The following is a 23,452-nucleotide window of genomic DNA, read 5'->3' on the forward strand; positions in this document are numbered from 1 at the left end:
GGATTTATTCATTCAGGAATCAAAATCTGGCGAGTCATGAGAATCACCGCCTTTCTGATGTGCGTTTTCAGCCTGCAATTATCAGCCAGCAGCAGCGCACAAACCATCACCCTTACTACCCGTGAAACACCATTGCTGCAAATCTTTTCGGAGATCAAAAAGCAAACGGGGTATGTTGTTTTTTACCAGCCAAACGCTTTGCAGAAAACGGCGCCCGTGAGTGTTTCGGTAAGGCAGGCGCCGCTGGAGGCGTTTCTGCGGGAAATCCTGCAAGGGCAGGAACTGGATTTTTCCATTAAAAACCAAAATATCATCCTTCGCAAAAAGGATGCGCCGGTGTTTACGCTGCCCGCACTGCCGCCTCCCGAGATTACCGGACAGGTATTGGCGGAAGACGGCACCCCGTTGCCCGGCGCCACCATCCAGGTCAAAGGCACGCAGGTGCGTACGATGACGGACGCAGAAGGAAAATTCAAGCTCGAAGCAGATCCCGGCGCCACCCTCGTTGTGACCTTCATCGGTTACCAGACGCAGGAAGTGCGCGTGGGCACCCGCAAAAGCGTCATGCTCTCCATGCCCCAGGCCGTCAGCGCCCTGGATGCAAGCATCGTGCAGGGATACGGGGTTACTTCCCGCCGGCTCAGCACCAGCAACATCGCCAAAATCAGTGGCAAGGAACTGGAGATGACGCCCAACACCAACCCGCTGGCCGCATTGCAGGGCCGTGTTCCCGGTCTCATCATCACTGCCAACAATGGCTTGCCCGGCGCGCAATACAAAGTGGAAATACGCGGCCGCACGCAGGTAGAACGTTACGGCGGCGCGGATGATCAGCCGCTCTTCATCATCGATGGTGTACCCATGGCTTCCAACAATGGGAACATTAACATGCTGCAATCCGCCATTTCAGCCAACAGCACCGGTGGCCTGAGTCCGTTCAGCGGCATCAACACCGCCGACATCGAAAGCATCGAAATCCTCAAGGACGCCGACGCCACCGCCATTTACGGCAGCCGCGGCGCCAACGGCGTGATCCTGGTTTCTACCCGCCGCGCGAAAGCCGGCGCGCTGCAGTTCAACTTCAACGGAGCCACCGGCGCCAGCCGCGTCCGCATCCCGCATATGCTCAGCACCAAAGAGTATATGGCCATGCGCAACGAAGCCTTCGCCAACGACGGCATCACGCCGAACAAGACGAATGCATATGATATGCTCGTATGGGATGCTACCCGGGACAACAACCTCGCCAAACAACTGCTCGGCGGAACAGCCAGCTATACGAACCTCCAGGCAGCCGCCTCCGGTGGAACGCAAACATTGCAATACCGCCTCAGCGGGGGCTACAACCGGCAAACCGATATCTATCCCGGTACCTTCCCCAATACCCGCTCCGCCGCCAGCCTGAGCCTCACCAGCCGCTCGAAGAACCAGAAGATTACCATGACCTTCAACGCCAACTATTCTTCCAACAAGAATACCAGCACTTCCTCCGACCTTGCCATGAAGCTCACCCTGCCTCCCAACTTCCTCATGTACGACGACCAGGGCAACATCGCGTGGAACGAAGGCGGCATCCAGACCGATCACCCGCTGGCCTATACTTTAAAAAAATACACCGCCATATCGGACAACCTGACCGGCAACCTCAACCTGTCCTACGCCGTGCTGAAGAATCTCATCGTCCGCGCGAACGTTGGTTACAACACCATCAAAACGGAAGAGCTGAGCCTTACGCCCAGGGCTTCCATCAATCCGCTGGACAAAACTTCTGTCTCAAACGCCCAATTCGGCAACAATAACTTCAACAGCTGGATCTTCGAGCCGCAGGTGGATTACTTTACCTATATCGGCAAAGGAAAACTCACCGCGATGGCAGGGGCAACTTACCAGAACCGGGAGAACAACGGTTATAGCTTCCGGGCGGAAGGTTATACCAGCGACGAATTCCTGGGCTCCCTCGTAGGCTTGCCGTCTACCGCGCTGAAAGTGATGAGCAGCCAGCAGACCCAATACAAATACCAGGCATTCTTCGGACGGCTCAATTATGTGCACGCTGAAAAATATCTGGTGAACCTTTCCGGAAGACGCGATGGCAGCAGCCGCTTCGGTCCCAACTATCGCTTTTCCAATTTCGGCGCGGCCGGCCTCGGGTGGATTTTCACCAGCGAGCCTTTCATGAAAGACCTCACTTTCCTGAGCTTCGGCAAGCTGCGCGCCAGCTATGGGATAACGGGCAACGACCAGATCGGTGATTACAAGTACCTGGATGCCTATTCCACCAACGCGTTCACGCCGACTTACAACGATTCCACCGCGCTTGTTCCCAGCGCCCTGTTCAAACCCGATCTGCATTGGGAAAAGAACAAAAAATCCGAGATCGGGCTGGAGCTGGGTTTCCTGAAAGACCGTATTTTGTTCAGCGCCGCCTGGTACCGCAACGTATCGAGCGATCCCCTGGTCAATTATCCCCTTCCTTCCACCACCGGCTTCACCACCATCACGGCGAACCTGGCCGGCGTACTCGTGGAAAACAAAGGCTGGGAGCTGAGCCTCGTGTCCAACAACATCGTTAAAAAAGATTTCAGCTGGACCACCAATTTCAACATCACCATCCCCAAAAACCAATTACTGCGCTTCCCGAATATCGAGCAAAGTTCCTATGCGCGTTCCTACCAGGTAGGCAGGCCGCTGAACGTGATCTTCGCCGCGCATTACCTCGGCGTCAACCCGCAAACCGGCCTGTATGAAGTGGAAGACACGAATAAAGACGGCGTCTACTCCACGCTGGATTTTCAGTTCACGAAAGACACCGATCCCGACTTCTATGGCGGTTTGACCAATACCATCCGCTATAAACAGTTCTCGCTCGATTTCCTCATCCAGTTCCATAAGCAGCTCGACCAGAACTGGCTGACGGCCATGACGAGCGGCTTCAGCCAGGTGCCCGTGGGTGGCATTCTCAATGTTCCTTACCTGGACATGCAGCCCTGGCGCAAACCGGGAGACATCGCACTGCTCCAGAAATACACCACCCGCTCTTCGGCCTCCAATTCCCTGCAGGGCAACTACGCGGCGGCTTTCTCTGACGCGAAGTATACGGATGCCGCATTCATCCGGTTAAAAAACGTATACCTGACTTACACCCTCTCCTCCGCCATTGCGAGAAAAATCAGGATGAATACCGTACAGGTGTTTATGCAGGCGCAGAACCTTTTCACGTGGAGCTCCCGCCCCGGCGCGGATCCGGAAACCGTGTTCCTTTCCAGGACGCCTCCCATGAAAACGGCTACGATCGGCCTCCAGCTCAATTTTTAATGTCAATTCAAAGCAAGAACCATGAAATCGATTATACAATATGGAATAGCGCTGCTCCTGCTGTCGGGTTGCAACAAATTTGTGGATGTCCCCCTTCCCATCAGCCAGCTGAGCACGGCCACCACTTATGCCGACGATGAGAAGGCGGCGTCCGCGGTACGGGGAATTTACGCTTCTACGCAAAACGTGTGGGGAAGCGGTCCATTCAGCGGTACACTGAGCGCCAACGCAGGCATGAGCGCCGACGAGCTGATCCGGATCGCCTACAGCGCCGACCAGGATGCGTTTTTCCAGAACAACCTCACTCCTGCCACGCCCGCTATCGGGAACGGTATCTGGGGATCGTACTACAATATTATTTACCAGGCCAACAGCGCGGTGATGAACCTGGAGAAATCCCCCGGCGTAACGCCCGCCAAAAAACTGACGCTCATCAGCGAAGCGAAATTCCTCCGCGCCATCTGTTATTTCTACCTCCTGAACCTGTACGGGGAAGTGCCGCTCACCACGAGCACCGATTACATGCAAAACGCCTTGCTATCGCGTACTGATACCGGTAAAATCTGGCAACAGATCGAAAACGACCTTCGCTATGCGGTCGCCAATGGCAGCACCTTGTATTCCGCCACGGGCACCCGCAGCAGGGCCAACAGCTACTCCGCTTCGGCGCTGCTGGCGCGCGTGCAGCTGTACCGCAAAAACTGGACTGATGCGGAAACGCTGGCCACCAACGTGCTCGGCGGCCAGCTGTTTAAACTGGATACGCTGGGCGGCATCATGCTGACCACATCCACCGAACCTATCTTTTACATTTCCAACGCTGGCACCAACCTGTATGCCATCGAAGGCCAGCAATTGCACGGCGTCAGCCTGCAATACCGGATCAGTCCGGCGCTGGCGGCGGCGTTCGAACCGGGTGACCAGCGCTTCGCGCAATGGACGAAACCCGCATCCGACAACAAGCCCGCTTTGTCGAAATACAAAATCCTCAGCGGCTCAGGGGCAGGCGGTAAAAAAGAAGCTACCGTTGTGTTGCGAGTAGCCGAACAGTACCTCATTCGCGCTGAGGCCCGCGCCCAGCGCGACAACCTCGCCGGCGCCATTGCCGACCTGGATATGGTGCGCCAGCGCGCAGGGCTCCCGCTCATCGCCGACACAAATCCGGGCATTTCCAAATCCGATCTGCTCGACGCCATCTTGCACGAGCGCTTCGTGGAGCTGTTCGGCGAATTCGGCCATCGCTGGCTGGACGTGAAGCGCTCCGGCAAAGCGGACCTCATCTTCGGCGCCAATAAACCCGGCTGGGAAAGCACCGACGCGCTCTACCCCATTCCCCAGGGTGACAGAAACAACAATCCGAACCTCGGCCAGAACGATGGCTACTAAAATTGAAATCATGAAAAAATGGATACTGGCGCTGAGCCTCCTCCCCATGGCGGCCACAGCGCAACAACGATTTACGATTGAAGGAAAAATCGCGGACTGGAAAGGGACCGACAGCCTGATGCTCATCCGCCACCTGGGCGCGGACTTCACCCAGGAGCGGGTGGTGGCTAAAGACGGCCATTTCACCTACACCGGCGAATTCACGACGCACGGCACCATCGCTTTCCGCCTCGATCATCCCGGCCGCCCGGATAGAAAAAATGTATCGCGCGACAATATCTCCCTTTGGCTGGAACCCGGGACGATTACCATTACCGGCCGCGATTCCCTGAAAACCGCAGCCATTAAAGGCGGGCAGCTCAACACCGATGCCGTGGCGCTCAAAAAGGCCACAGACCCCATCAGCGCGAAACTTAGCTCGCTGCGGATGAACGCCATGAAAGCCACGGAAGAAGAACGCGCATCCCCTGCCTTCAAAAAAGTGGACGAGGAATATGCGAAACTGGTAGGTGAATTGATCGCAGCCAACGCGGATTTCATCCGTAAACACCCCAATTCCCCCGTGGCCCTGGCGGCATTGAAACAGCTCGCCGGCCCGCGTATCGATTATGAAAAGATCGCGCCGCTGTACGAAGGCATGAGCGCAAAAATGAAAGCCAGCGCAGATGGGACAGAACTGGGAGAAAGGCTGCGCGTAGCCGCTCAAACCACGACAGGCGTCGTGATGCCCAACTTCGTTTCCTACGATACGCTGCGCGCGCCGCTGGAACTGAAAACCGTGCTCGCCGGCAGCAAGCTCACACTCGTGGATTTCTGGGCGTCGTGGTGCGGCCCCTGCCGCGCTGAAAACCCGAACGTGGTAAAGGCTTTTGAAGCCTTCAACGCCAAAGGCTTCAACATCATCAGCGTATCGCTGGATGATAACGCCGGCCGCTGGAAAGCCGCCATCATTAAAGACGGCATGCCCTGGTATCACGTTTCCAGCCTGCAGAAATGGGACGAGCCCATAGCCAAACAATTCGGCGTTAACGCCGTGCCGGACAACTTCCTGCTGGATGAAAAAGGTAAAGTAGTGGGCAGGGGATTGAAAGGAGAAGCCCTGTACAAGGCCATCGAGGCCCGGTTACGATAAAACGGTATCCATGAATATCCAACGGACTGTTCTCGCAAGCGGCAGTCCGTTTTTCTTTTACCGCAACGGGAAAGGGTTCACAGCCATGTACTCCGCCAGGTATGCCCGGGGCGAAACGCCCTTCACGCTTTTGAACACGCGGTTAAAATTGGTGAGGCTGTTGAATCCGGCTTTGTAGGCGGCGCCGGAAATACCATCGGGCTTATCGGAATGCGTCAGGCATTTGCAGGCCTCGTTGATGCGCACTTCGTTGAGGAACGTCACGAAACTCCGGCCGGTGTGCTTTTTAAAATAGCGGCAAAATGCCTGCGGCGCCATACAGGCGACGGCCGCTGCTTCGTCGAGGGTGACCTGCGTATGGTAGCGCTGCATCACAAAACCTAATATTTTACTGAGGCGCATGCCTTCGCTTTCGGACAGGTCCGCCGAATAATCGGTGGGACACAAGGGCCCGGTGTGCCTGAGCCCGGGCAGGGATTGCATCGTTTCGAGAAAGCGTTGCAGCGCATCCAGCCCCGTTGCAGCGTGTACTTCCCGCATCCGGATCGCCAGCGTCTGGTTATACAGGGCATCCGTTTTGAAACCATGCCGCACGGATTGCAGGTAGGTTTTCAACAATTTCATTTCAGGAAGATTGAAAAGCCCGCTCATCGTGCCTTTAACATTGAAATACAACGAAAGCGCCTTGATGGATTTGCGGCTTTTCGGCGCGAAATAAGCAGGATTGCTTTTGAACAGATGCGGAAGATTGCTACCGATGAAGAAAATATCGCCCGCGCGGAAAGCATGCATGTCATTCCCCGCCAGCAACATCCCTTCCCCCTTTCCACCAACGTGAGCTGGCATTCGTCGTGGCGGTGCAGGTAAGGATAAAAGTGCGGCTGCTCGATCTGCTCGGCGATCACGCTTTTATCATCAGGGTACAATATGGTAAACGGCAGGACTTTCATAACCGGCGGAGCTTTCCATAATTTACGGTATTTACCCCAATCATTCCTTCAAAAAGTCAATTCGGGTTAAAATCCGGTAAATACTGGTCAAAATCCGGCGGGCTCAAAAGCATGCTGGCTGGATGAATAGCAACAATTTTGCGGGTTTACATGCGATCGGGAGAAAAGGGAGCGGGATCGACGGAAGGCTTCCGCCCTGCGATCAGCTGGCTGACAAGCAGGCCGGTGGCGGGCCCCAGGCTAAGGCCCATCATGCCATGGCCGGTGGCGACCATAAGATTATTCAATTTCCGGGAATAACCGATGTAGGGTAATCCATCCGGTGAGGAAGGCCGGTATCCGTGCCAGACTTCTACCGGCGAAGGCATGGCGGTTGACAGGTTGGGGAAGTAACGGGGGATGGATGACACGATGCCTTCGACGCGTTTCATGTTGATTTTATCATCCATCCGCCCCAGCTCCATCGTACCGCCGTAGCGGACCTGATCGCCCATGGGCGTCACGGCGACGCGGGCCTCGCAGAGCAGCGCGGGAATGGTGATGGCTCCGCCGGGATTTTCCCGCAGGAAGGAATAACCTTTCCCCGGCATCACCGGAATCTTCAACCCCAGTTTTGCCGCCAGCCCCTGCGACCAGGAGCCCGCGGCCAAGACAAAATGATCCGCAGCAAACAATTGCCCTCCGGCGGTTACGGTACGTATGGCACTATCGCTTACAGTTGCCGTCGTTACTTCATGGCGGGAAAAAATCATCACGCCGTTTTGCAGCAGGTGGGTGCGAAGGGCGTCCATGAGCGCCATGGGCGTGAGATGGCTGTCGCAGCGGTAATGCACGGCGCCGAGTACATCGAGGGCGAGCCCGGGCTGGAGGGCCTGGCACTCCGCCGGGCTCAGCACGGCCATGTCGAGCCCCAGGGCTACGGCGTCTTCCACCAGTCCCAATTCCTCTTCCGCGGCTTCTTCCGTTTTGTAAAAGGCAAGAATCCCTCCGTGCCGCAAACCCACGTCAAACCCGGGCTGCGCCGCCAAATCGGTATACAGCCCGCGGCTCAGCAGCGACAGGTCGCGCAGCGGTACGGCGGACGCCTGCACATGCCGCGCATTGGCATGCCGCATGAATTCCCAGCCCCAGCCGATGAGCGCCCGGCCGAGCGATGGCCGCACGTAAAAAGGGCTTTTACTGTTGAACATCCAGCGGATGCCCCGGCTGATCATGCCCGGCGAAGCCAGCGGCACGAAGTGGCTGGGTACGATCATCCCGGCGTTGCCGTAGGAACAGTTCCCGGTGATGTCGCCCTTGTCGAGCACGGTAACGCAGTGTCCGTCGTGAAGGAGAAAATATGCGGCGCTCAGCCCAATGATGCCGCCGCCGATGATGACGATGTCTGCCATGTTTCGCTGTTAAATAACCTGGAATCCGAATGCGTAGGGGTCGTCGTTTTCGTCGATGCGGATGGTATTGTAACCGTACACCCGCGCCCAACCTTCGATGCTGGGCACGATCGCTGTTTTTCCCGCGAGTTCCGTCACGCCTTCCACCCTGCCGGTGAACTTGCTGCCGATGAAGCTTTCATGCACGAACGCTTCGCCTTCCCGCAGTTTTCCTTTGGCAAACCATTGGGCCATGCGGGCGGAGGTCCCCGTCCCGCAAGGAGAACGGTCGATGGCTTTATCGCCGTAAAAGACCGCATTGCGGCCCGTGGATGCAGGATCGAGGGGCGCGCCGGTCCACTGGACGTGGCTGCACCCCCGGATCGTTTCGTCGAGCGGGTGGATGAATGTGTACGCTTCGTTGATCCGCTTACGCACCACCTGGCTCCAGGCGATCAGCTGCGCGGCGGTGTGGTGCTCCAGCCCCCGGAAATTTTCCTGCGGGTCGATGATGGCGTAGAAATTCCCACCATAAGCCACGTCGAAGCGCAGCGTGCCAAGACCGGGGCAATCCACTTCCAGATTTTCGGCCGCGAGGTAAGCAGGTACGTTCTTCAGCTTTACCGATTTCACCTTTCCGCCCACCTGCGCATATTCGATGAGAATCAGTCCTGCCGGCGCTTCCATCCGAACGATCCCCGGCGTTTTCGGCAGCAGCAACCCTTCTTCGATGGCGATGGTAATGGTGCCGATGGTGCCGTGGCCGCACATCGGCAGGCAACCGCTGGTTTCAATAAACAGCACCGCCACGTCGTTTGCGGGATCATGCGGCGGGTACAGGATACTGCCCGACATCATATCATGCCCCCTCGGCTCAAACATCAAACCGGTCCGGATCCAGTCGAATTCCCGGAGGAAATGCTGGCGTTTTTCGCTCATATTGCTTCCTTCCAGCGTCGGCCCCCCGCCGGCCACCAGCCTCACGGGATTGCCGCAGGTATGGGCATCGACGCAAAAGAATGTTTTCGCTTTCATACACTGGCATTTGCAGGGAGGTGAAGGTATTCCGGGAGTTGGGGGCGCGTTTCCAGCGCGTCGCCGATCACCTTTTGCACGGCGGCGCGTTCTTTTCCTTCGAGCGGCAGGCGCGGCGCGCGCACATGTTCGGAACCTATCCCGGTGGCGGTAGCGGCCAGTTTGATGTATTGCACGAGTTTGGGATGAATATCCAGCTCCAGCAGGGGCATGAACCAACGGTAAATTTTCAGCGCGGCGGCGATGTCGCCGGATTTGACGAGCCGGTAAATGGCGACGGTTTCCCGCGGGAAGGCGTCCACCAGTCCCGCTACCCATCCGTCTGCGCCGAGAACGAGGCTTTCCAGCGCGAGGGGGTCCACCCCGGTGAGGATTTTGTAGCGGTCGCCGAAGCGGTTGATCATCCGCGTGATGTTGATTACATCGCGGGAGGATTCTTTCACTGCCTGGATATTCTCATACGGCAACAGCGCGTCGAACATCTCCAGCGTAATATGAATTTTATAATCCACCGGGTTGTTGTACAGCATGATGGGCAAGCGCGTGGCACCCGCAACGGCTTTGAAGAACGCCAGCGTTTCCGCGTTATCGGCGTAATAGCGCATGGGCGGCAGGAGCATCAGTCCGCTGGCGCCCCAGGACGCCGCCGCGGCTGCCAGGGCAACCGCGTCGCGGGTGGTTTGTTCGGCGATATTCACGATAATGGGGAAACCCTCCGGCAGGCATTCCCTCGCCGCATCGTACAGTTGCTTTTTCTCGGCGTTGGTAAGGGTGCTTGCTTCGCCGAGGGAGCCACCAATGATGATCCCATCGACCCCGGCATCCAGCTGCGCGGCCAGGTTGGCTTTGAAAAGCGCCAGGTCTGGCGTGTCGTGGGCGGTGAAAGGGGTCAGCAGTGCGGGGTAGACGCCTTTCCAGTTCAAATGTTGCATAACGGAAATTTGTCTAAAGTTACCGGATGCAACAGCCTGCGGCATTACAGGATTTAACCGGTTCTTGCCGGATTTTGACCAGAATACCGGATCACCAGAATACCGTGTACAACGCCGCCAGGATACCTAGAATAATCACCGCCCCGATTTTGAATGCCGTGGTCGTCCTGAACATCGAGCTGTCGATTTCGATGGGGGAACCCGCATCGTCTTTCGGCCGCAGCAGGCTCATCACGATCATCACCGCAATCAACAATCCAAATGTGATGGACATCCGGTCGAGGAAGGGAAAGTCCGGGAACGCCCCGTTCGTCCATTCCGGCAAAAATTTCAATACCGTGGAGATGGGAATAGTCAGCAAAGCGCCCGCGAGCGCGGCGGAAGCCGTCGTGCGCTTCCAGAAGAAGCCCAGCAGGAAGATGGCCAGCACGCCGGGAGAAATAAACCCGACGTACTCCTGGATGAACTGGTATGCCTGGTCGAGGGATCGCAACGCCGGGGTCACCAGCGCGGCGATGAGCATGGATACGATCACCGCCCATTTCCCGGCCCGCACCAGTTGCCGTTCCGTTGCTGACTTATGAAAGAATTTCTGGTAAATATCCAGCGAGAAAATCGTGGAGATACTGTTGGCCTTTCCTGCCAGGGATGCTACGATGGCTGCGGTCAGCGCCGCAAACGCCACGCCTTTGAGCCCCGGCGGAAGGAGGTTCATCAGCGTAGGGTAGGCATGGTCCGGTTTGACCTGTCCCGCCGCATCCTGCATTTCCTGCTGAAACATGCCGTTTTTATGCAGCACGTACATCACGATGCCCGGCAATACGGCGATCACCGGCACCAGGAGCTTCAGGAAAGCCGCGAAGAGGATCCCATTGCGGGCCGTTTTCAAATCAGCCCCCAAAGCCCGCTGCGTAATGTACTGATTGCATCCCCAATATGCCAGGTTGTTGATCCACATACCGCCCACCAACACGGAAAGTCCGGGCAGATCTTTGTAATAAGGATTGCTTTCATCGAAAATCATGTGGAAATGCGACGGCGCCTCCTTCCGCAAAACCGTCAGCCCCTGCCAGATATTCCCGTCATACCCGAATTTTTCCGATAACAGCGACAACGACAGGTAAGTGGTCACCAGTCCGCCCACAATCAGCACCAGCACCTGCACCACATCCGTATACCCGATGACCTTCATCCCGCCCAGCGTCACGATCACCGCGAACAGGCTCAGCCCCGCGATGCACCATTCAAAAGGCAATGTCGAAATGGATGTGATGGCCAGCGCTCCGAGATAAATGATCGACGTGAGGTTCACGAACACATACACCAATAGCCAGAAAACCGCCATCACGGTACTGACCTTGTCGTTATACCGCTTCGCCAGGAACTGCGGCATGGTGTAGATCTTGTTTTTCAGGTAAATCGGGATCAGCACCACCGCCACAATAATCAACGTGGCCGCCGCCATCCACTCATACGTGGAAATGGCCAGCCCCAGCGCAAACCCCGAGCCCGACATCCCGATGAAATGCTCCGCCGAAATATTGGAGGCAATCAGGGATGCCCCGATCGCCCACCAGGTCAGCGAGCCTTCCGCGAGGAAAAAATCCTTCGAGCTGGCGTCCGCGGAACGTTTCCTGCGGTAGATGTAATATCCGTATGCGGCAACAATAAAAAAATAGATAAAGAAAACTACATAGTCGGCTAGCTGCAGTTTATTCATACGCGTGGAATGGATTTTGTAGTTGCGGCAGCAATCAGAATTTCAGGGTGGCGGGCAGGTATTTGGCCACCAGGTCTTCGTAATACGGCCGCAGCTTTTTCCAATCCGGCGGTTCGGGGTTCTTGGAATATAAATCGTAAGGATTGAACAGCTTCACCCAGCGCAGCATGTCGCGGTCGTGATCGTCGAGCAGCTCGCCGTACGCGCCTTCGCGGTGCCAGGCGTAGAAGGAATGATACCGCAACATATACAGCCCCTGCTCCGGCAGGTAATCTTTCATCATCTGGTACACGTATTCGTCGTGCCCCCAGGACATATGCACATTCCGCAAGCCACAGCCTTTTTCGTATACGCCGGTGGGCGACTGGAAGCGCTGATCGGTAAAATCCGGGTTGTTTTTGAAAAATTCAGGATACACCACTTTATCGGAATACGCGCAGCCCACGGGGAAGGTATCCCCTACCACGGCCCATTGCGGCTCACCGAACAGGCACAGCACTTTTCCCATGTCATGCATCAGCCCCACAAGCACCATCCAATCCGGGTGCCCGTCGGCCCGGATGGCTTCGGACGTCTGGAGCAGGTGCTGGAACTGGTCGAGGTCTGTATCCGGATCGGAATCGTCGACCAGCTGGTTCAGGAAATCGAAGGCCTGCCATACGGGCATTTCTTTTTTATCGAACCGCAGGTAATGCGCTCTTTTCTCCTGGACGAAATCGTAGGTCTGGTAAGTATGGTTCAGGCGGTAGAATTCGCGGACGGTATCCCGCTCGGGCGTATCGTAGTTGCGATAGGCGTCGGTGGATTTGTCTTTGGCGATGCTATCCGGATCCGGGTACCGGTTGAGCACGGCGTCTTCCCATTCATCCAGGGAGTTGAGGGGATTGATTTCCGAGGGTTTAAATGAATGTTGGGTAGCCATGGCAATTTTTTTGTAGTTTAAATGAGTGGAATCTGCTCTATAATTTCGGTTATTCCGCAGATATTGGTAATGATTTCCCTTCCTTTATTTACGAAACCGGTTTCGTAAAAACATGCGGCAGGTCACCATAAAAGCCCTTGCCCGGGAGCTACGGCTCTCGGTATCAACGATCTCGAAAGCGTTGCGGGACAGCCATGAGATCAGCGACGCCACCAAGCGCAGGGTCCTGGAACTGGCCGCGCGGCTGAACTACTCCCCCAACCCTTACGCCAGCAGCCTCCGGGGCCGCAAGAGCCGGAACATCGCCATCGTGATCCCCGAAGTGGCGGACAGCTTCTTCTCGCTGGCGATCAACGGCATTACTTCGGTGACGAAAGAGAAGGGGTACCATTCCATTATTTGCCTGACGCATGAAGATTACAAAGACGAGCAGGATATCCTGAAAGCGTTCCATAACGGGCGCGTCGACGGTGTGCTGATATCGGTTTCCGGTACCACGGAGTCCGGCGCGCATATCCGGGGACTGATGGACCAGGGCGTACCCGTCGTGCTTTTCGACCGCGTGCTGCCGGACGTTCCCGCGCCCAAAGTCGTTACCGACGATGCCGCCAGCGCCCGCAACGCCACGCAATTGCTGCTGGACCACGGCTGCCGCCGGATCGCTTTCCTGGGGCTTTCCCCGCAGTTGTCGATCAGCGCCGACCGGTTGGCCGGTTACGAAGCCGCGCTCCGGGAGAACCACTATCAGCCCAAAGCGAAAGACATCCTTTCCTGCGGTGCAGGCCAACAGCAAAACCTGCTTGCCATTAAAAAACTGCTTCGCCAGAAAGACCGTCCGGATGGCATCGTGGCGGCCGTGGAGAAATTAGCGCCCCTCGTATACCAGGCCTGTAACGAGCTATCGCTGCGCATCCCGGAAGATGTAAAGTTAATCTGCTTTTCCAGTTTGGAGATCGCGGGAATATTGCAGCCGTCGTTGTCCACCGTCACCCAGCCGGCATTCGAAATGGGAGCGAAGGCGGCGGGATTGCTGATGAAGCTGATGGCGGGGAAGCGTGCGGAGATGGAAGTGGTGGTGAGCGCTGAGCTGACGGAGCGGGTATCGAGCGGTTGAATATCAGGGATGCGGCCATTTACCGTCAAACAGCACATTATCGACGCCGGTTGTGTGATGCGGTGTGTGAATGAATGAACTGTTGGCTTTCTTCAACCGGAAAACCAGTAAAAACGTGAGGAGCATCGCCCAGGGCAGATAGCACACCGCGCGGAACAAGAACCGCGTATAAAATTTCCAGGGCAGCGGCAGCAGCAAACTGAGGCAGCACATGCCCAGCAAAGTTAGCCAGTAATAATAATGAATGGTGAACCAGGTACTGAAAACCAGGTATAGCGCAGCGATCAGGAAGGTGGCGAGCAGCAGCAGCAACCGAGGGAACAACAGGTTTTGCCAGACAGAAATATACCAGTAATCGATTTTGGCGATTTTCTCGTCGAAGATCAGGGCGGATTCGAGGTAATGGATACGGTACCCTTTTTCAGCTGCCTGCCGGAATCCGCGCCTGGAATGCGGCGGGCGCTGTAAAATACAGCGGCCCGCGCAATGCGCGGGCCGCTCAAATATCAGATAGCCTTATAACCGGGAAGCTTAATGATGCGCCGCGGGTTGTGCTGCGGATTTCGCTGCAGGTTTGCTCCGCTTCACCCAGAACCAGAGCAAGGTGAACAACACGATCAACACAGCCGGGAAGATGATCATGTATTTCATGGTTTCCTGGCCTGCGGCCAGTTCCAGCTCGGCGCCGCTCAATCCGTTGGCCGCCGCCCTCACCCGTCCTTCGTCGATCCATCCGCCGATCACGGGGTTCCACATGGAGGTGGAGAACATGCCGAAGGCACCTACTACAGACATGCCGAAGGCACCGCTTTTGGGGATTTTCTCGGCAACGAAGCCAATCATATTCGGCCAGAAATAACAAACGCCCACTGCAAAGAGAATCGCTGCCACATACACCATGCCGCCGGTTACCGTACTGAACAGGTAGATGCCGATGGTGGTGAAGATGGCGGAACCCAGGAGCACGCCCGTTTGGTCGAACTTGCCCACGATCCCTCCGCCAAAATATCTTCCTACTGCCATCAAACCCGTTACCAGCGCCAGGATCACCATCGGTTCGGCACCGCTGGATGCCATGATGATGCCGGTCCATTGTTGGGGGCCGAATTCACTGATGGCGGTGAGCGTCATGCAGGCGGCGATAAAAATGAAAAGCGGCGTGGCCATTGCTTTCAGGTTCTCTACCACCGAAATGCTCTCCTTGTGATGCGGCTTCGGAAATTCCTGGCCATAGAACAGCCAGGCATACACTAAAGTCGGCAACAGGATGATCCATATTTGTGCTTCCCATCCCAGGTTCAGGTTTGTCATGCCCAGGGACACCAGGCTCCCGATCACGATCCCCCCGGGAACCACATATGGAACCGGTTCAGCAGGGTATTCATCTGCCTGCCGGTATAACTGTCCGCAATCATGGGATTACACGCCGCTTCGGTACAACCGTTCCCTAATCCCAGCAACAGCGTGGAGATCAACAACCCGGTATATCCCCCGGAATAAATTGTGAGGAGGATACCCAGCGTATGCGCGAAAAAAGCAAAGATCATGATCCGCTTGGGCCCTATCTGATAATAAAAAAGACCACCGATAACCATGGAAATCGGGAAGCCCAGGAACCACATCGAATTGATGAAACCCAGCTGCGTGGCGTTCAGCTGGAAGGTTTCCGCCAGCTGCGGGAGGATACCCGCCCTGATGCTGAATGAAAATGCAGTAGTAATGAGGGCAAAACAACTGCCATAAAACAATCTTAGTTTGTTGTTCATAACGCTGAAATTTTAGATTTAGGCCAATTACTCTTATTGCATAGGGTGTTCTTTGAGCAATTGCGTTGTGGAATATAAATCTTTTTTATTTTCCGTGGCCTTTCTAATCTTTTTTACCTGTTCTACCGTGATGCTTCCCCCGCTATTGCCGAATGAATTCCGGACGTAAGTCAGCACCGCCGCCACCTCATCATCTTTCAGTAAACCGCCGAAAGGCGTCATGGGCACCTGGCCGGGGTATTGCTTGCCTTTCACGAAAATGGGCCCTACCAGTCCCTTGAGCACCAGCTTGATCAGCCGCTCATCGTTCCCGTTCACCCAGGCCGTGCCACCCAGCGGCGGGAACCCCGCAGCCACAAGCCCCTTCCCATCTGCCTGATGACAGGTAACGCAGTAACCTTCTTTATTGTAAATCAATTTTCCCTTGTTGAACATGGCCAGCTCCGCGCCCTGCAGGGCTGTTTTCTTTTTCACCTCCACTTCTTTGGGAACGTTCAGCCCTTTCAGGTGCGCAACGGCCGTTTTATAGGCATGGATCGTCCATTTATCCATCTGGAATTTCCCGGCTGCCGTCAAAATGGGCAATCCCGCTTCCTTACTCATCCACGATGCCGCCACGATGGCGGACAAACGGACGCGGCTGTGCTGGTCCCTGGCGGCCGCCATCATCAACGCCGCCTGGTCCGGGATCTGTTGCCCGACATAGCGCAATACCTGTACCGCCGCGGCCCTTACATGATAGTCTTTCGCTTTCAGGGACCGTTTCAGCAACTGCTGGTCCACTTTCCCCGTTCCCTGACTTACCCACAGCGCTTCCAGTATATGGTGCTCGTATCGCGGGTCCTTCGCATCCAGGCTGGCGGCCCAGGGACCGAGTTTGGCCCGGACGGCGCTCACGTCCCTTCCCCGCAGTTCCCGGCGGGTCCTGTAACGGGTACGGTACTCCGGCAGTTTCAGGTTTTCCAGCAGTTCGTCGATTTCGGCACCGTCGATGTTCGCCGGTTTCACCAATGGCCGGGAAGGATATGTGATGCGGTAAATCCTGCCATGCGAGTGGTCGCGCAGCGGATCGCGCGCGTTATGCTGCATGTGCCCGATGAGGATGTTATGCCAGTCCACCACGTACAAAGAACCGTCCGGCGCAAACTCCAGGTCTACCGGCCGGAAATTCGGGTCATCGCCTTTCAGCAGATCCATCCGGAAACGGCTTTTGTAACCCGTACCGGCATCCTGCATGGTGTGTTGTTTGATCCCCAGGAACCCGATGGTATTGTTGATCAGCAGGTCGCCCTGCACGCTGTCCGGAAAGTGGCGGCTGGAAACGAATTCGATCCCCGATGTGGGGCGCACCAGGTGCTTCTCTTCGACGAGCTGTTCGGATTTATGCGTGGCCTGGCCATATCTTGGCAAAATCGTTCCGGGCAGCATCCAGCGCACATCCGGCGACGACGTTTCGGCGAAAAAGGGTTGCCCCCAGTCGTCGAAAGCGATGCCCCAGGGATTGGGGATGCGCAGCTGCGCCGTACGTTCCAGCTTCATGCGCAGCGGATCGTACCGGTAAAAACCACCATTGGTCGCGTAAATTGGACCATAAGATGTTTCGATGTTCGAGCTGAGGAATACCCCTTCACCCGAATAAATCGCACCGGAACCATCCGTCGTAAATGCGTGATTGCCGTGGTGCGAATCATGATCATCGAATCCGCTGAGCAGAATTTCCTTCTTGTCGGCCTTGCCATCTCCATCTGTATCTTTTAACAATACCAGGTTGCTCCCCTGCCCCACGTACACCCCTTCCGACGCCATTTCAAATCCCAGCGGCAGATGCAATCCGTCGGCGAAAACCGTTTGTTTGTCGGCCTTTCCGTCGTTGTCGGTATCTTCCAGGATGATGATTTTGTCGTTGGGTTTGGGATCGCCGGGTTTGTATTGCGGATAGGTAGGCATCGTGGCCACCCACAAACGCCCTTTATTGTCGAACGAAAGCTGCACGGGTTTCGCCAGTTCGCTGAATTCCGATTCCGAAGCGAAGAGGTCCACCTTATAGCCAGGTGGCACTTTCAGGGTGCTTACGGCGTCTTGCCCATAACGGTAAGACAGGTTTCCGTTCTTGTTATTGTCGGTGTAGTTGGTTTTGATTTCCGGGAGAACGGTGGTGTGTTTATCCGCCGCTTCCAGGTCCATTTTCTCACCTTTGGAAGCCGCCAGCCAGATCGCGGTGTCGCGGATAGCGGTGAGCTCGCGGGTCTTTTTAATTTCCGCAGGGAAGTTGTCCGGTCCGTAAGGCTGATACCTGCGGCCATAGACGTGGACGCCGTTGGGAACTTTATAATCGTACAGCCACATCCAGTTCTTTTCCGCCACCGCATCGTTCACCAGTTGCCTGTCGGCGCCGGCCCTGGGGTTCCCTTCCCCGAAAATGGCATCGGCCAGGAAGGTGGAAAGTTTTTGATATCCGGCTGCATTCAACTGGGAGCCGTCGATAGTCAGCGGTGATTCGGACGCGTCGTACCATTTGCGGGAAGGATTGAACACGTCCACGAACAGCACTTTGTTCAGCGCCGCGATTTCCTTCATAGCGTTGGCGTACAGCGCGAGGTTTTTATTTTCCTTGCGGCCATCCGGGAGGTCGCGGGTATCCGACAGGTTTTCGAATGCAATGGGAGAAACGAGCACGAGCTGCGGGGCGGAAACGCCGTTATAGCGTTGTTTCAGCGTCCATTTGACGAAGGCGTTGAGTTCCGCTTTGAAGTTGGCGAGGCCGGCTTCTCCGGAGAACGATTCATTAAACCCGAAAAAAGAAATGATCACATCCGTTTTCAGGCGGGTGAGCCATTCGTCGGGTGTTTCGAAAGTGCCTTCGCCGGGGTGGTTTTCGTTCAGTTCCAGTTTTCCCGGTTCGGTTTTGCTTTTGATGAGGTTGGCCCTTTGCACCTGGAATTTTTCGGCGCCGGGAAAAGCAAATGGCGACACGCGGCCCGAATGCGGCCGGAAGCCAGGTGTTTCTCCCGCGTCGCACATATTGCGGATAAACAGCTCATGCGCCGGGAAGCGGAGCTGCAGTTCCGTTTCCAGGTTATCGAAATAGATCATCCTGGCACCCAGGTTATTACCGATCATCGCGATGCGGGCGCCCTTCGCGAGCGGCAGCGCGGCAGGCTGTTTGGTTCTGAATGCGTTTAATATTACGACAGGCGTTACCGCCAGTAATAACAGTACGCTGATTTTGAGTAATCTCATGGTCTCCGGTGATTTATCTATTTAGCAACCCGGTAAGGAACCTGGATGTCCATTTTACCTTTCCATTTCTTCGGCACCTTGAGGCCCAGCTCATCGTGAATGGCATTGATCACGAGGCGCTGAAAGGACTCAACCCTGAAATCTTCAGGATGGCCAAGCGTGGTCATAAAAATTTTTCCGCCGAAGGAATTGGTGCCGGTCCAGGCCACGGGATTTTCCACTGCCATTCTTTCCGGGTTCACCGCTTTGCCCGTCAGCAGGGTTGTTGATCCTTTGACCGGGTAATCCGGCACCACGTGATAGAGCCAGGAGCGCACGTGCCAGTCTTTCGACACGCCCGTCAGAATAGGATTTGCCGCTTCAGCGGGTACGATGCTCACATCGGTGCTGCTGCTGTGGCCGTAGTGCGTATGTTTGGCTTTGCCTCCCCAGCCCGGAGGGGTGTTCAGGGCGAATTCGCCGAAGGCGTTCCATTTTGCACTGGGGTGGCCGGCGGGAAAATTGAAAGCATGCGTAGTGGTGCGGAAGCCCATCACGGGTTTACCGGACTTCAGATAAGCATCGATATGCGCCAGCTGATCAGCCGGCAGCCTTCTCCATCGCAGGTAGAACACCGCCAGGTCCGCATCCTTCAAGGCTTCCAGCCCGGGGATGTTTTCTTCGCTGTTGTGATCCGGGGAAGATTTGAGCACGATGGTTCTCATGCCGTAATTTTTCTCCAGCTCCGCCGCCACGATGGGCAGGGTTTCTTCGCCACTATATTCATGGTCTCCGCAGACAAACACGACCAGCGGCTTTTTAGCTTTCTGGGTGGGTTCGGAGCAGAACAAACCTCCCAGTGTCAATAATAATCCAAAACAGAAAGTATTCATTTTAACAGGGATTTATGGTTATCATACAAACGTGTTTCTATTGAAAACGCTTTCCTTTTCCGGTTCCCGGCCGGAAAGGAGCGCTATTACATTGTTTACCGTGGACAGGCACATTTTCCGGTAAGTGGTGGCGGTCAGGCTCGCGGAATGCGGCGTTACCAGCACACGGGGATGCCGTACCAGTGCAAGATTCTGTACCGGCGGCTCATCGGGTAGCACATCCGCCGCAAAACCGGCGATGGCTCCTTCGTTCAAGGCTTCCAGCAGAGCGGCATGGTCTACCAGCGCGCCCCTGGCGGTATTCACGAGCAAGGCGCCGGGCTTCATGGATGCCAGCTCCGCCTTTCCGATCAGGTTGCCCAGCCCGCTTTCCAGCGGAAGATGGAGGCTGATTATATCCGATTGCCGCAACACTTCCTCCAACGGCAGATACTGGTAAGGCAGGTCCTGCGCCGACCGGCTCCAGTACACGACTTCCATCCCGAACGCGCTGGCCAGGCGGGCCACGCGCTTCCCGATATTACCCATGCCGAGGATGCCGAGCGTTTTGCCATCCAGCTCATCGCCTGCGTATTGATTGCGCCAGTTCCAGTCTTCCTGCTTCACCTTTTCTACCGACGTGTAAAGATCACGCCTGAGCATCAGCATGAGCGCGAGCGTATGTTCCGCGATAGTGCCCGCATTGCTCCCCGGCGCGTTGATCACGCGGATTTTCCTCGCCGAAGCGGCGGACACATCCACATTATCCAACCCCACTCCGCAGCGGGCCACTGCTTCCAGGTGCGGACAAGCGGCCATCAGCGCATCGTCCACCTTCATCTTCCCCCGGGTGATAACGGCATGGATATCCGCCTCCGCCACAACAGCGTCGCGACTGGCTAGGTCATACCCGGTGAATACGTTCACATGTTCGTGCAGCACGGCCAAAGCAGCTTCGGCGACGGTCTCCAGCAGCAATACGTTTTTCCTCATGGCTGTTTATGGTATAAAGTGGCGTCGTCGGACCGGTCGCCCCGGAAATCGTTCCGCCCTGAAACATACAAACCTTCCTCATACAGTTCATCTTTGAAAATAGCCGGATCGATTGCAGCGCCCGGCGCGGAAGAAAGCTCCACCAGGTTGCCGGCGGGGTCGCGGACGAACATCTGCATCGCGCCATCGGGCAGCTTGCGAACCTTGCCCCAGGGGTTCACATCGATCACCCCCAATTCCTTCATACGGAAAAAGATGCGGTTAAAATCATCCACCTGCACACAGATGTGCCCGCGGAAAGAGGTGCGGTCGTCCCACTCCGAGAGGTGCAACTGCTGCTCGTCGTTGAACTTGAAAAACATTACCGGGTAATCGAACCGGAAAGCGGGAAGCTTCTCCAGGCCCAGTTCCTGCTCATAAAATGCACCTGCTTTTTCGAGGTTGTCCACAATCAGTGTAACGTGGTTAATTTTGATTGCCTTAGCCATAAAATATTTTTTTAAACGCCCTGTTTGAATTCGCGTACAAAATCCCAATCCGGGGTCATGCCCAGGCCAGGTGCCGTTGGTGCGGCGATTGATCCGTTGGTGACGGTAATTTTTTCTTTGACAAGATCATACATCATCGGGTTTCCGCCCAGCGAGAACTCGATGATGGTGGCAGACGGGGAAGCAAATGCCACGGTCAGCCCCGCCATGAAGGAAAAGGCGGAGCCCCAGCAATGCGGCGCCAGTTCCACCTGGTGCGCGCAAGCGAGGTGCCCGGCGCGCATAGCTTCCGAAATACCGCCGATGATGGCCGCATCCGGCTGGATCACATCCACCGCCCGGATCTGCAACAGGTCGTGGATATCGAAACTGGTATATTCACTTTCTCCGGCAGCGATGGGGATGCAGGTAGACGCTCTCACTTCGGCGGTTCCCTGTTTGTTATCCGGACTGATGGGCTCTTCGAACCAGTAAACGTTGCAGTCTTCCACGCCTCGGCAGAACTGCTTGGCTTCGGGCACGCTGTAAGTCCCGTGTGCATCCACCATCAGCTTGATATCCGGTTCGAGCACGGCCCTGGCGGCTTTCACCCGGTCGATGCTCTTCTGCACGCTGTCATCCATCACCCCTACCCGCATTTTCACGCCACGGAAACCTTTGTCCACATATCCTTTCAGCTGCGCCCCGATATTATTGACATCCGCCCATCCGCCGCTGGCATATGCCGGCATCTGATCGCGACAGGCGCCGCCGAGGAGATCGAGGACAGGCACGCCCAGCATTTTCCCTTTCAGATCCCACAGCGCGGTGTCGATCCCGCTCATGGCGGAAACGGTGAGGCCGCGGCGGCCGAGGATGGGGAACTTCCGGCCTCTCGACAAAGCATAATGGTCGCGGGTGCCGTTGTACATTTCTTCCCAAAGGCGGGTGACGTTGTTAACGGATTTACCCACCAGCAAGGGCTTCAGTTCATTTTCCACACAATTTACAATGGAAGCGCAAACGCCTGAGGAGCCTACCGCCGCTTTGGCTTCGCCAAAGCCCTGGAGGCCTTCGTCTGTCGTAATCACGACCAAAGTCATATCAAAATTCGTCAGCAGGCCATAATCCGAGGCATGCTGCTTCTCTTTAGGAATGGGACAGCGTAACCAAAACGCTTCTACGTTCGCAATTTTCATGTATTGGAATTAACCGCTTTTTAAATAAGTTTTGATAATGTATTGTAAGATTCGCGGGTGAGCATGGAATAAAATTCTTCCGTCACGGAAGAGCTGCCATGGTCGACCAGGAATTTCTCCTGTTCAGGGGAAAGGTTTTCCGGCATTTCGTCGATGGAGCCGGGGAAAGGATTGGCCGGCGTCCTGTCGAGCGGGGCGCAGAACTCAACCGACAGCACTTTGTCGTAGTTGACTTCCCGGAGGGTTTGGACAATTTTTTGCCAGTCGAGGTTCCCCATGCCCGGGGCCATCCTGTTATTGTCGGCCACGTGGAAACCGGCCAGTTTGGGCGCGGCGTTGCGGATGGCGGCGAACATGTCAACTTCCTCGATATTCATATGGAAGGTATCGAGGCATACGCCGCAATTGGGGCCGGTGGCGGCGGCAAGCGCCAGCGCCTGGTCGGCCCGGTTGATGAAGTAGGTTTCGAACCGGTTGATGGGCTCTATCCCCAATACGATCCCTACCGATTCGCTGTAGGCGTAGATTTCCTTCATAGCATCCACAGCCCATTGCCATTCTTCCTCGGGCCGGCCATCCGGTACGAGCTTCCCGACGGTACCAGGCACCACGGACACCATCTGTCCATCCAGTTCCTTCACCATTTTCACCACATCCTTTACATATTGCACCGAGGCGGCGCGCTGGGCTTCGTTTTTGGCGAGCAGGTTGCGCTGCCCCAGCATCAGGGTCACGGAACCCCAGCAGCGGACATTATTTTCCTTCAGCAGTTTGCGGACTTCCGTGGTATCGTATTGCTCGGGGCTGCCGGCAATTTCAAAGCGGGTGTACCCTTGCGCGGCGATTCTCCGGATTGTGGTGGCAATCGTTTCTGCGCGCATCCAATTGTGTATCGCAAGTTCCATAGCGGGTTGTATAAAGTGAGTTTGATGGTTTCGTGGATTATTACCGTGTTGACTGTCAGGCGTAAAGCTATTATTACAAACTTATCCCGGATACCGTTGAAATAAAAGTACTTCATTTGCCAATTTTCGATACTATATTTACTTTAATCGGATTT

At 55.9% G+C, this 23,452-nt stretch carries 17 protein-coding genes and 1 pseudogene; 4 read left to right on the forward strand and 14 right to left on the reverse strand.

What is annotated here, in order from left to right; translation table 11 throughout:
• Positions 1–36: 36 nt before the first annotated feature.
• Genes WJU16_RS08475 through WJU16_RS08485 form a run of 3 tightly spaced genes read left to right on the forward strand, consistent with a single transcriptional unit; the run spans position 37 to position 5,833 of the window.
• Positions 37–3,315 (forward strand): SusC/RagA family TonB-linked outer membrane protein, encoded by a 3,279-nt coding sequence (locus WJU16_RS08475; protein WP_341837888.1) that lies wholly within the window; start codon positions 37–39, stop codon positions 3,313–3,315.
• Positions 3,316–3,336: 21 nt separating this feature from the next.
• A complete protein-coding gene (locus tag WJU16_RS08480; protein ID WP_341837889.1) occupies positions 3,337–4,701 on the forward strand; it encodes a RagB/SusD family nutrient uptake outer membrane protein in 1,365 nt (454 codons plus the stop codon).
• A 10-nt stretch (positions 4,702–4,711) separates the two neighbouring features.
• The gene (locus WJU16_RS08485) at positions 4,712–5,833 is read left to right on the forward strand and encodes a TlpA disulfide reductase family protein (protein WP_341837890.1); all 1,122 of its coding nucleotides are present in this window, start codon (positions 4,712–4,714) and stop codon (positions 5,831–5,833) included.
• A 57-nt stretch (positions 5,834–5,890) separates the two neighbouring features.
• Here the strand turns inward: WJU16_RS08485 and WJU16_RS08490 are convergent, their stop codons facing one another.
• The 6 genes from WJU16_RS08490 to WJU16_RS08515 form a co-directional block, all read right to left on the reverse strand.
• Positions 5,891–6,679 carry an AraC family transcriptional regulator gene (locus WJU16_RS08490; protein ID WP_341837891.1) on the reverse strand — a complete coding sequence of 263 codons (789 nt, stop codon included), beginning with the start codon at positions 6,677–6,679 and terminating at the stop codon, positions 5,891–5,893.
• A 250-nt stretch (positions 6,680–6,929) separates the two neighbouring features.
• Complete coding sequence (locus WJU16_RS08495; protein WP_341837892.1) at positions 6,930–8,174, reverse strand: FAD-dependent oxidoreductase; 1,245 nt, start codon at positions 8,172–8,174, stop codon at positions 6,930–6,932.
• Positions 8,175–8,183: 9 nt separating this feature from the next.
• Positions 8,184–9,188: a 4-hydroxyproline epimerase gene (locus WJU16_RS08500; protein ID WP_341837893.1), complete on the reverse strand. Its 1,005-nt coding sequence runs from the start codon at positions 9,186–9,188 to the stop codon at positions 8,184–8,186.
• Positions 9,185–10,120: a dihydrodipicolinate synthase family protein gene (locus tag WJU16_RS08505; RefSeq protein ID WP_341837894.1), complete on the reverse strand. Its 936-nt coding sequence runs from the start codon at positions 10,118–10,120 to the stop codon at positions 9,185–9,187. The genes WJU16_RS08500 and WJU16_RS08505 overlap by 4 nt, the downstream gene beginning before the upstream one ends.
• Before the next feature lie 91 nt (positions 10,121–10,211).
• The gene (locus tag WJU16_RS08510; protein ID WP_341837895.1) at positions 10,212–11,840 is read right to left on the reverse strand and encodes a sodium/sugar symporter; all 1,629 of its coding nucleotides are present in this window, start codon (positions 11,838–11,840) and stop codon (positions 10,212–10,214) included.
• Between the two features lie 34 nt (positions 11,841–11,874).
• Entirely contained in the window at positions 11,875–12,762 is an 888-nt protein-coding gene (locus WJU16_RS08515) for an inositol oxygenase family protein (protein ID WP_341837896.1), read from the reverse strand.
• Positions 12,763–12,874: 112 nt separating this feature from the next.
• Between WJU16_RS08515 and WJU16_RS08520 the strand changes: the two genes are divergently transcribed.
• Positions 12,875–13,876, forward strand: a complete 1,002-nt coding sequence (locus tag WJU16_RS08520; protein WP_341837897.1) for a LacI family DNA-binding transcriptional regulator — start codon at positions 12,875–12,877, stop codon at positions 13,874–13,876.
• A 3-nt stretch (positions 13,877–13,879) separates the two neighbouring features.
• On the opposite strand, the gene WJU16_RS08525 is transcribed toward WJU16_RS08520, so the two are convergent.
• From WJU16_RS08525 to WJU16_RS08565, 8 genes and pseudogenes are all read right to left on the reverse strand, one after another.
• Positions 13,880–14,200: a hypothetical protein gene (locus WJU16_RS08525; protein WP_341837898.1), complete on the reverse strand. Its 321-nt coding sequence runs from the start codon at positions 14,198–14,200 to the stop codon at positions 13,880–13,882.
• A 207-nt stretch (positions 14,201–14,407) separates the two neighbouring features.
• Positions 14,408–15,642: pseudogene (locus WJU16_RS08530) on the reverse strand (MFS transporter).
• Positions 15,643–15,675: 33 nt separating this feature from the next.
• Positions 15,676–18,882, reverse strand: a complete 3,207-nt coding sequence (locus WJU16_RS08540) for a PVC-type heme-binding CxxCH protein (RefSeq protein WP_341837901.1) — start codon at positions 18,880–18,882, stop codon at positions 15,676–15,678.
• Positions 18,883–18,899: 17 nt separating this feature from the next.
• Positions 18,900–19,754 (reverse strand): ThuA domain-containing protein, encoded by an 855-nt coding sequence (locus WJU16_RS08545; protein ID WP_341837902.1) that lies wholly within the window; start codon positions 19,752–19,754, stop codon positions 18,900–18,902.
• A gap of 21 nt (positions 19,755–19,775) precedes the next feature.
• Positions 19,776–20,726 (reverse strand): hydroxyacid dehydrogenase, encoded by a 951-nt coding sequence (locus tag WJU16_RS08550; protein ID WP_341837903.1) that lies wholly within the window; start codon positions 20,724–20,726, stop codon positions 19,776–19,778.
• Positions 20,723–21,214: a VOC family protein gene (locus tag WJU16_RS08555; protein WP_341837904.1), complete on the reverse strand. Its 492-nt coding sequence runs from the start codon at positions 21,212–21,214 to the stop codon at positions 20,723–20,725. The genes WJU16_RS08550 and WJU16_RS08555 overlap by 4 nt, the downstream gene beginning before the upstream one ends.
• 11 nt (positions 21,215–21,225) lie before the next feature.
• Entirely contained in the window at positions 21,226–22,392 is a 1,167-nt protein-coding gene (locus tag WJU16_RS08560) for a mandelate racemase/muconate lactonizing enzyme family protein (RefSeq protein WP_341837905.1), read from the reverse strand.
• 20 nt (positions 22,393–22,412) lie between these two features.
• Entirely contained in the window at positions 22,413–23,297 is an 885-nt protein-coding gene (locus tag WJU16_RS08565; protein WP_341837906.1) for a sugar phosphate isomerase/epimerase, read from the reverse strand.
• Positions 23,298–23,452 lie beyond the last annotated feature (155 nt).

The organism is Chitinophaga pollutisoli, assembly GCF_038396755.1.
Lineage (GTDB): Bacteria > Bacteroidota > Bacteroidia > Chitinophagales > Chitinophagaceae > Chitinophaga > Chitinophaga pollutisoli.

Excerpts from the sequence above, each read along its gene's own strand:
- WJU16_RS08560 (WP_341837905.1), bottom strand. The coding sequence starts at position 22,392 with ATGAAAATTGCGAACGTAGAAGCGTTTTGGTTACGCTGTCCCATTCCT.
- WJU16_RS08540 (WP_341837901.1), bottom strand. The coding sequence starts at position 18,882 with ATGAGATTACTCAAAATCAGCGTACTGTTATTACTGGCGGTAACGCCT.
- WJU16_RS08475 (WP_341837888.1), top strand. The coding sequence starts at position 37 with ATGAGAATCACCGCCTTTCTGATGTGCGTTTTCAGCCTGCAATTATCA.
- WJU16_RS08555 (WP_341837904.1), bottom strand. The coding sequence starts at position 21,214 with ATGGCTAAGGCAATCAAAATTAACCACGTTACACTGATTGTGGACAAC.
- WJU16_RS08495 (WP_341837892.1), bottom strand. The coding sequence starts at position 8,174 with ATGGCAGACATCGTCATCATCGGCGGCGGCATCATTGGGCTGAGCGCC.
- WJU16_RS08520 (WP_341837897.1), top strand. The coding sequence starts at position 12,875 with ATGCGGCAGGTCACCATAAAAGCCCTTGCCCGGGAGCTACGGCTCTCG.
- WJU16_RS08480 (WP_341837889.1), top strand. The coding sequence starts at position 3,337 with ATGAAATCGATTATACAATATGGAATAGCGCTGCTCCTGCTGTCGGGT.
- WJU16_RS08565 (WP_341837906.1), bottom strand. The coding sequence starts at position 23,297 with ATGGAACTTGCGATACACAATTGGATGCGCGCAGAAACGATTGCCACC.
- WJU16_RS08545 (WP_341837902.1), bottom strand. The coding sequence starts at position 19,754 with ATGAATACTTTCTGTTTTGGATTATTATTGACACTGGGAGGTTTGTTC.
- WJU16_RS08485 (WP_341837890.1), top strand. The coding sequence starts at position 4,712 with ATGAAAAAATGGATACTGGCGCTGAGCCTCCTCCCCATGGCGGCCACA.
- WJU16_RS08490 (WP_341837891.1), bottom strand. The coding sequence starts at position 6,679 with ATGCCAGCTCACGTTGGTGGAAAGGGGGAAGGGATGTTGCTGGCGGGG.
- WJU16_RS08510 (WP_341837895.1), bottom strand. The coding sequence starts at position 11,840 with ATGAATAAACTGCAGCTAGCCGACTATGTAGTTTTCTTTATCTATTTT.
- WJU16_RS08515 (WP_341837896.1), bottom strand. The coding sequence starts at position 12,762 with ATGGCTACCCAACATTCATTTAAACCCTCGGAAATCAATCCCCTCAAC.
- WJU16_RS08505 (WP_341837894.1), bottom strand. The coding sequence starts at position 10,120 with ATGCAACATTTGAACTGGAAAGGCGTCTACCCCGCACTGCTGACCCCT.
- WJU16_RS08550 (WP_341837903.1), bottom strand. The coding sequence starts at position 20,726 with ATGAGGAAAAACGTATTGCTGCTGGAGACCGTCGCCGAAGCTGCTTTG.
- WJU16_RS08500 (WP_341837893.1), bottom strand. The coding sequence starts at position 9,188 with ATGAAAGCGAAAACATTCTTTTGCGTCGATGCCCATACCTGCGGCAAT.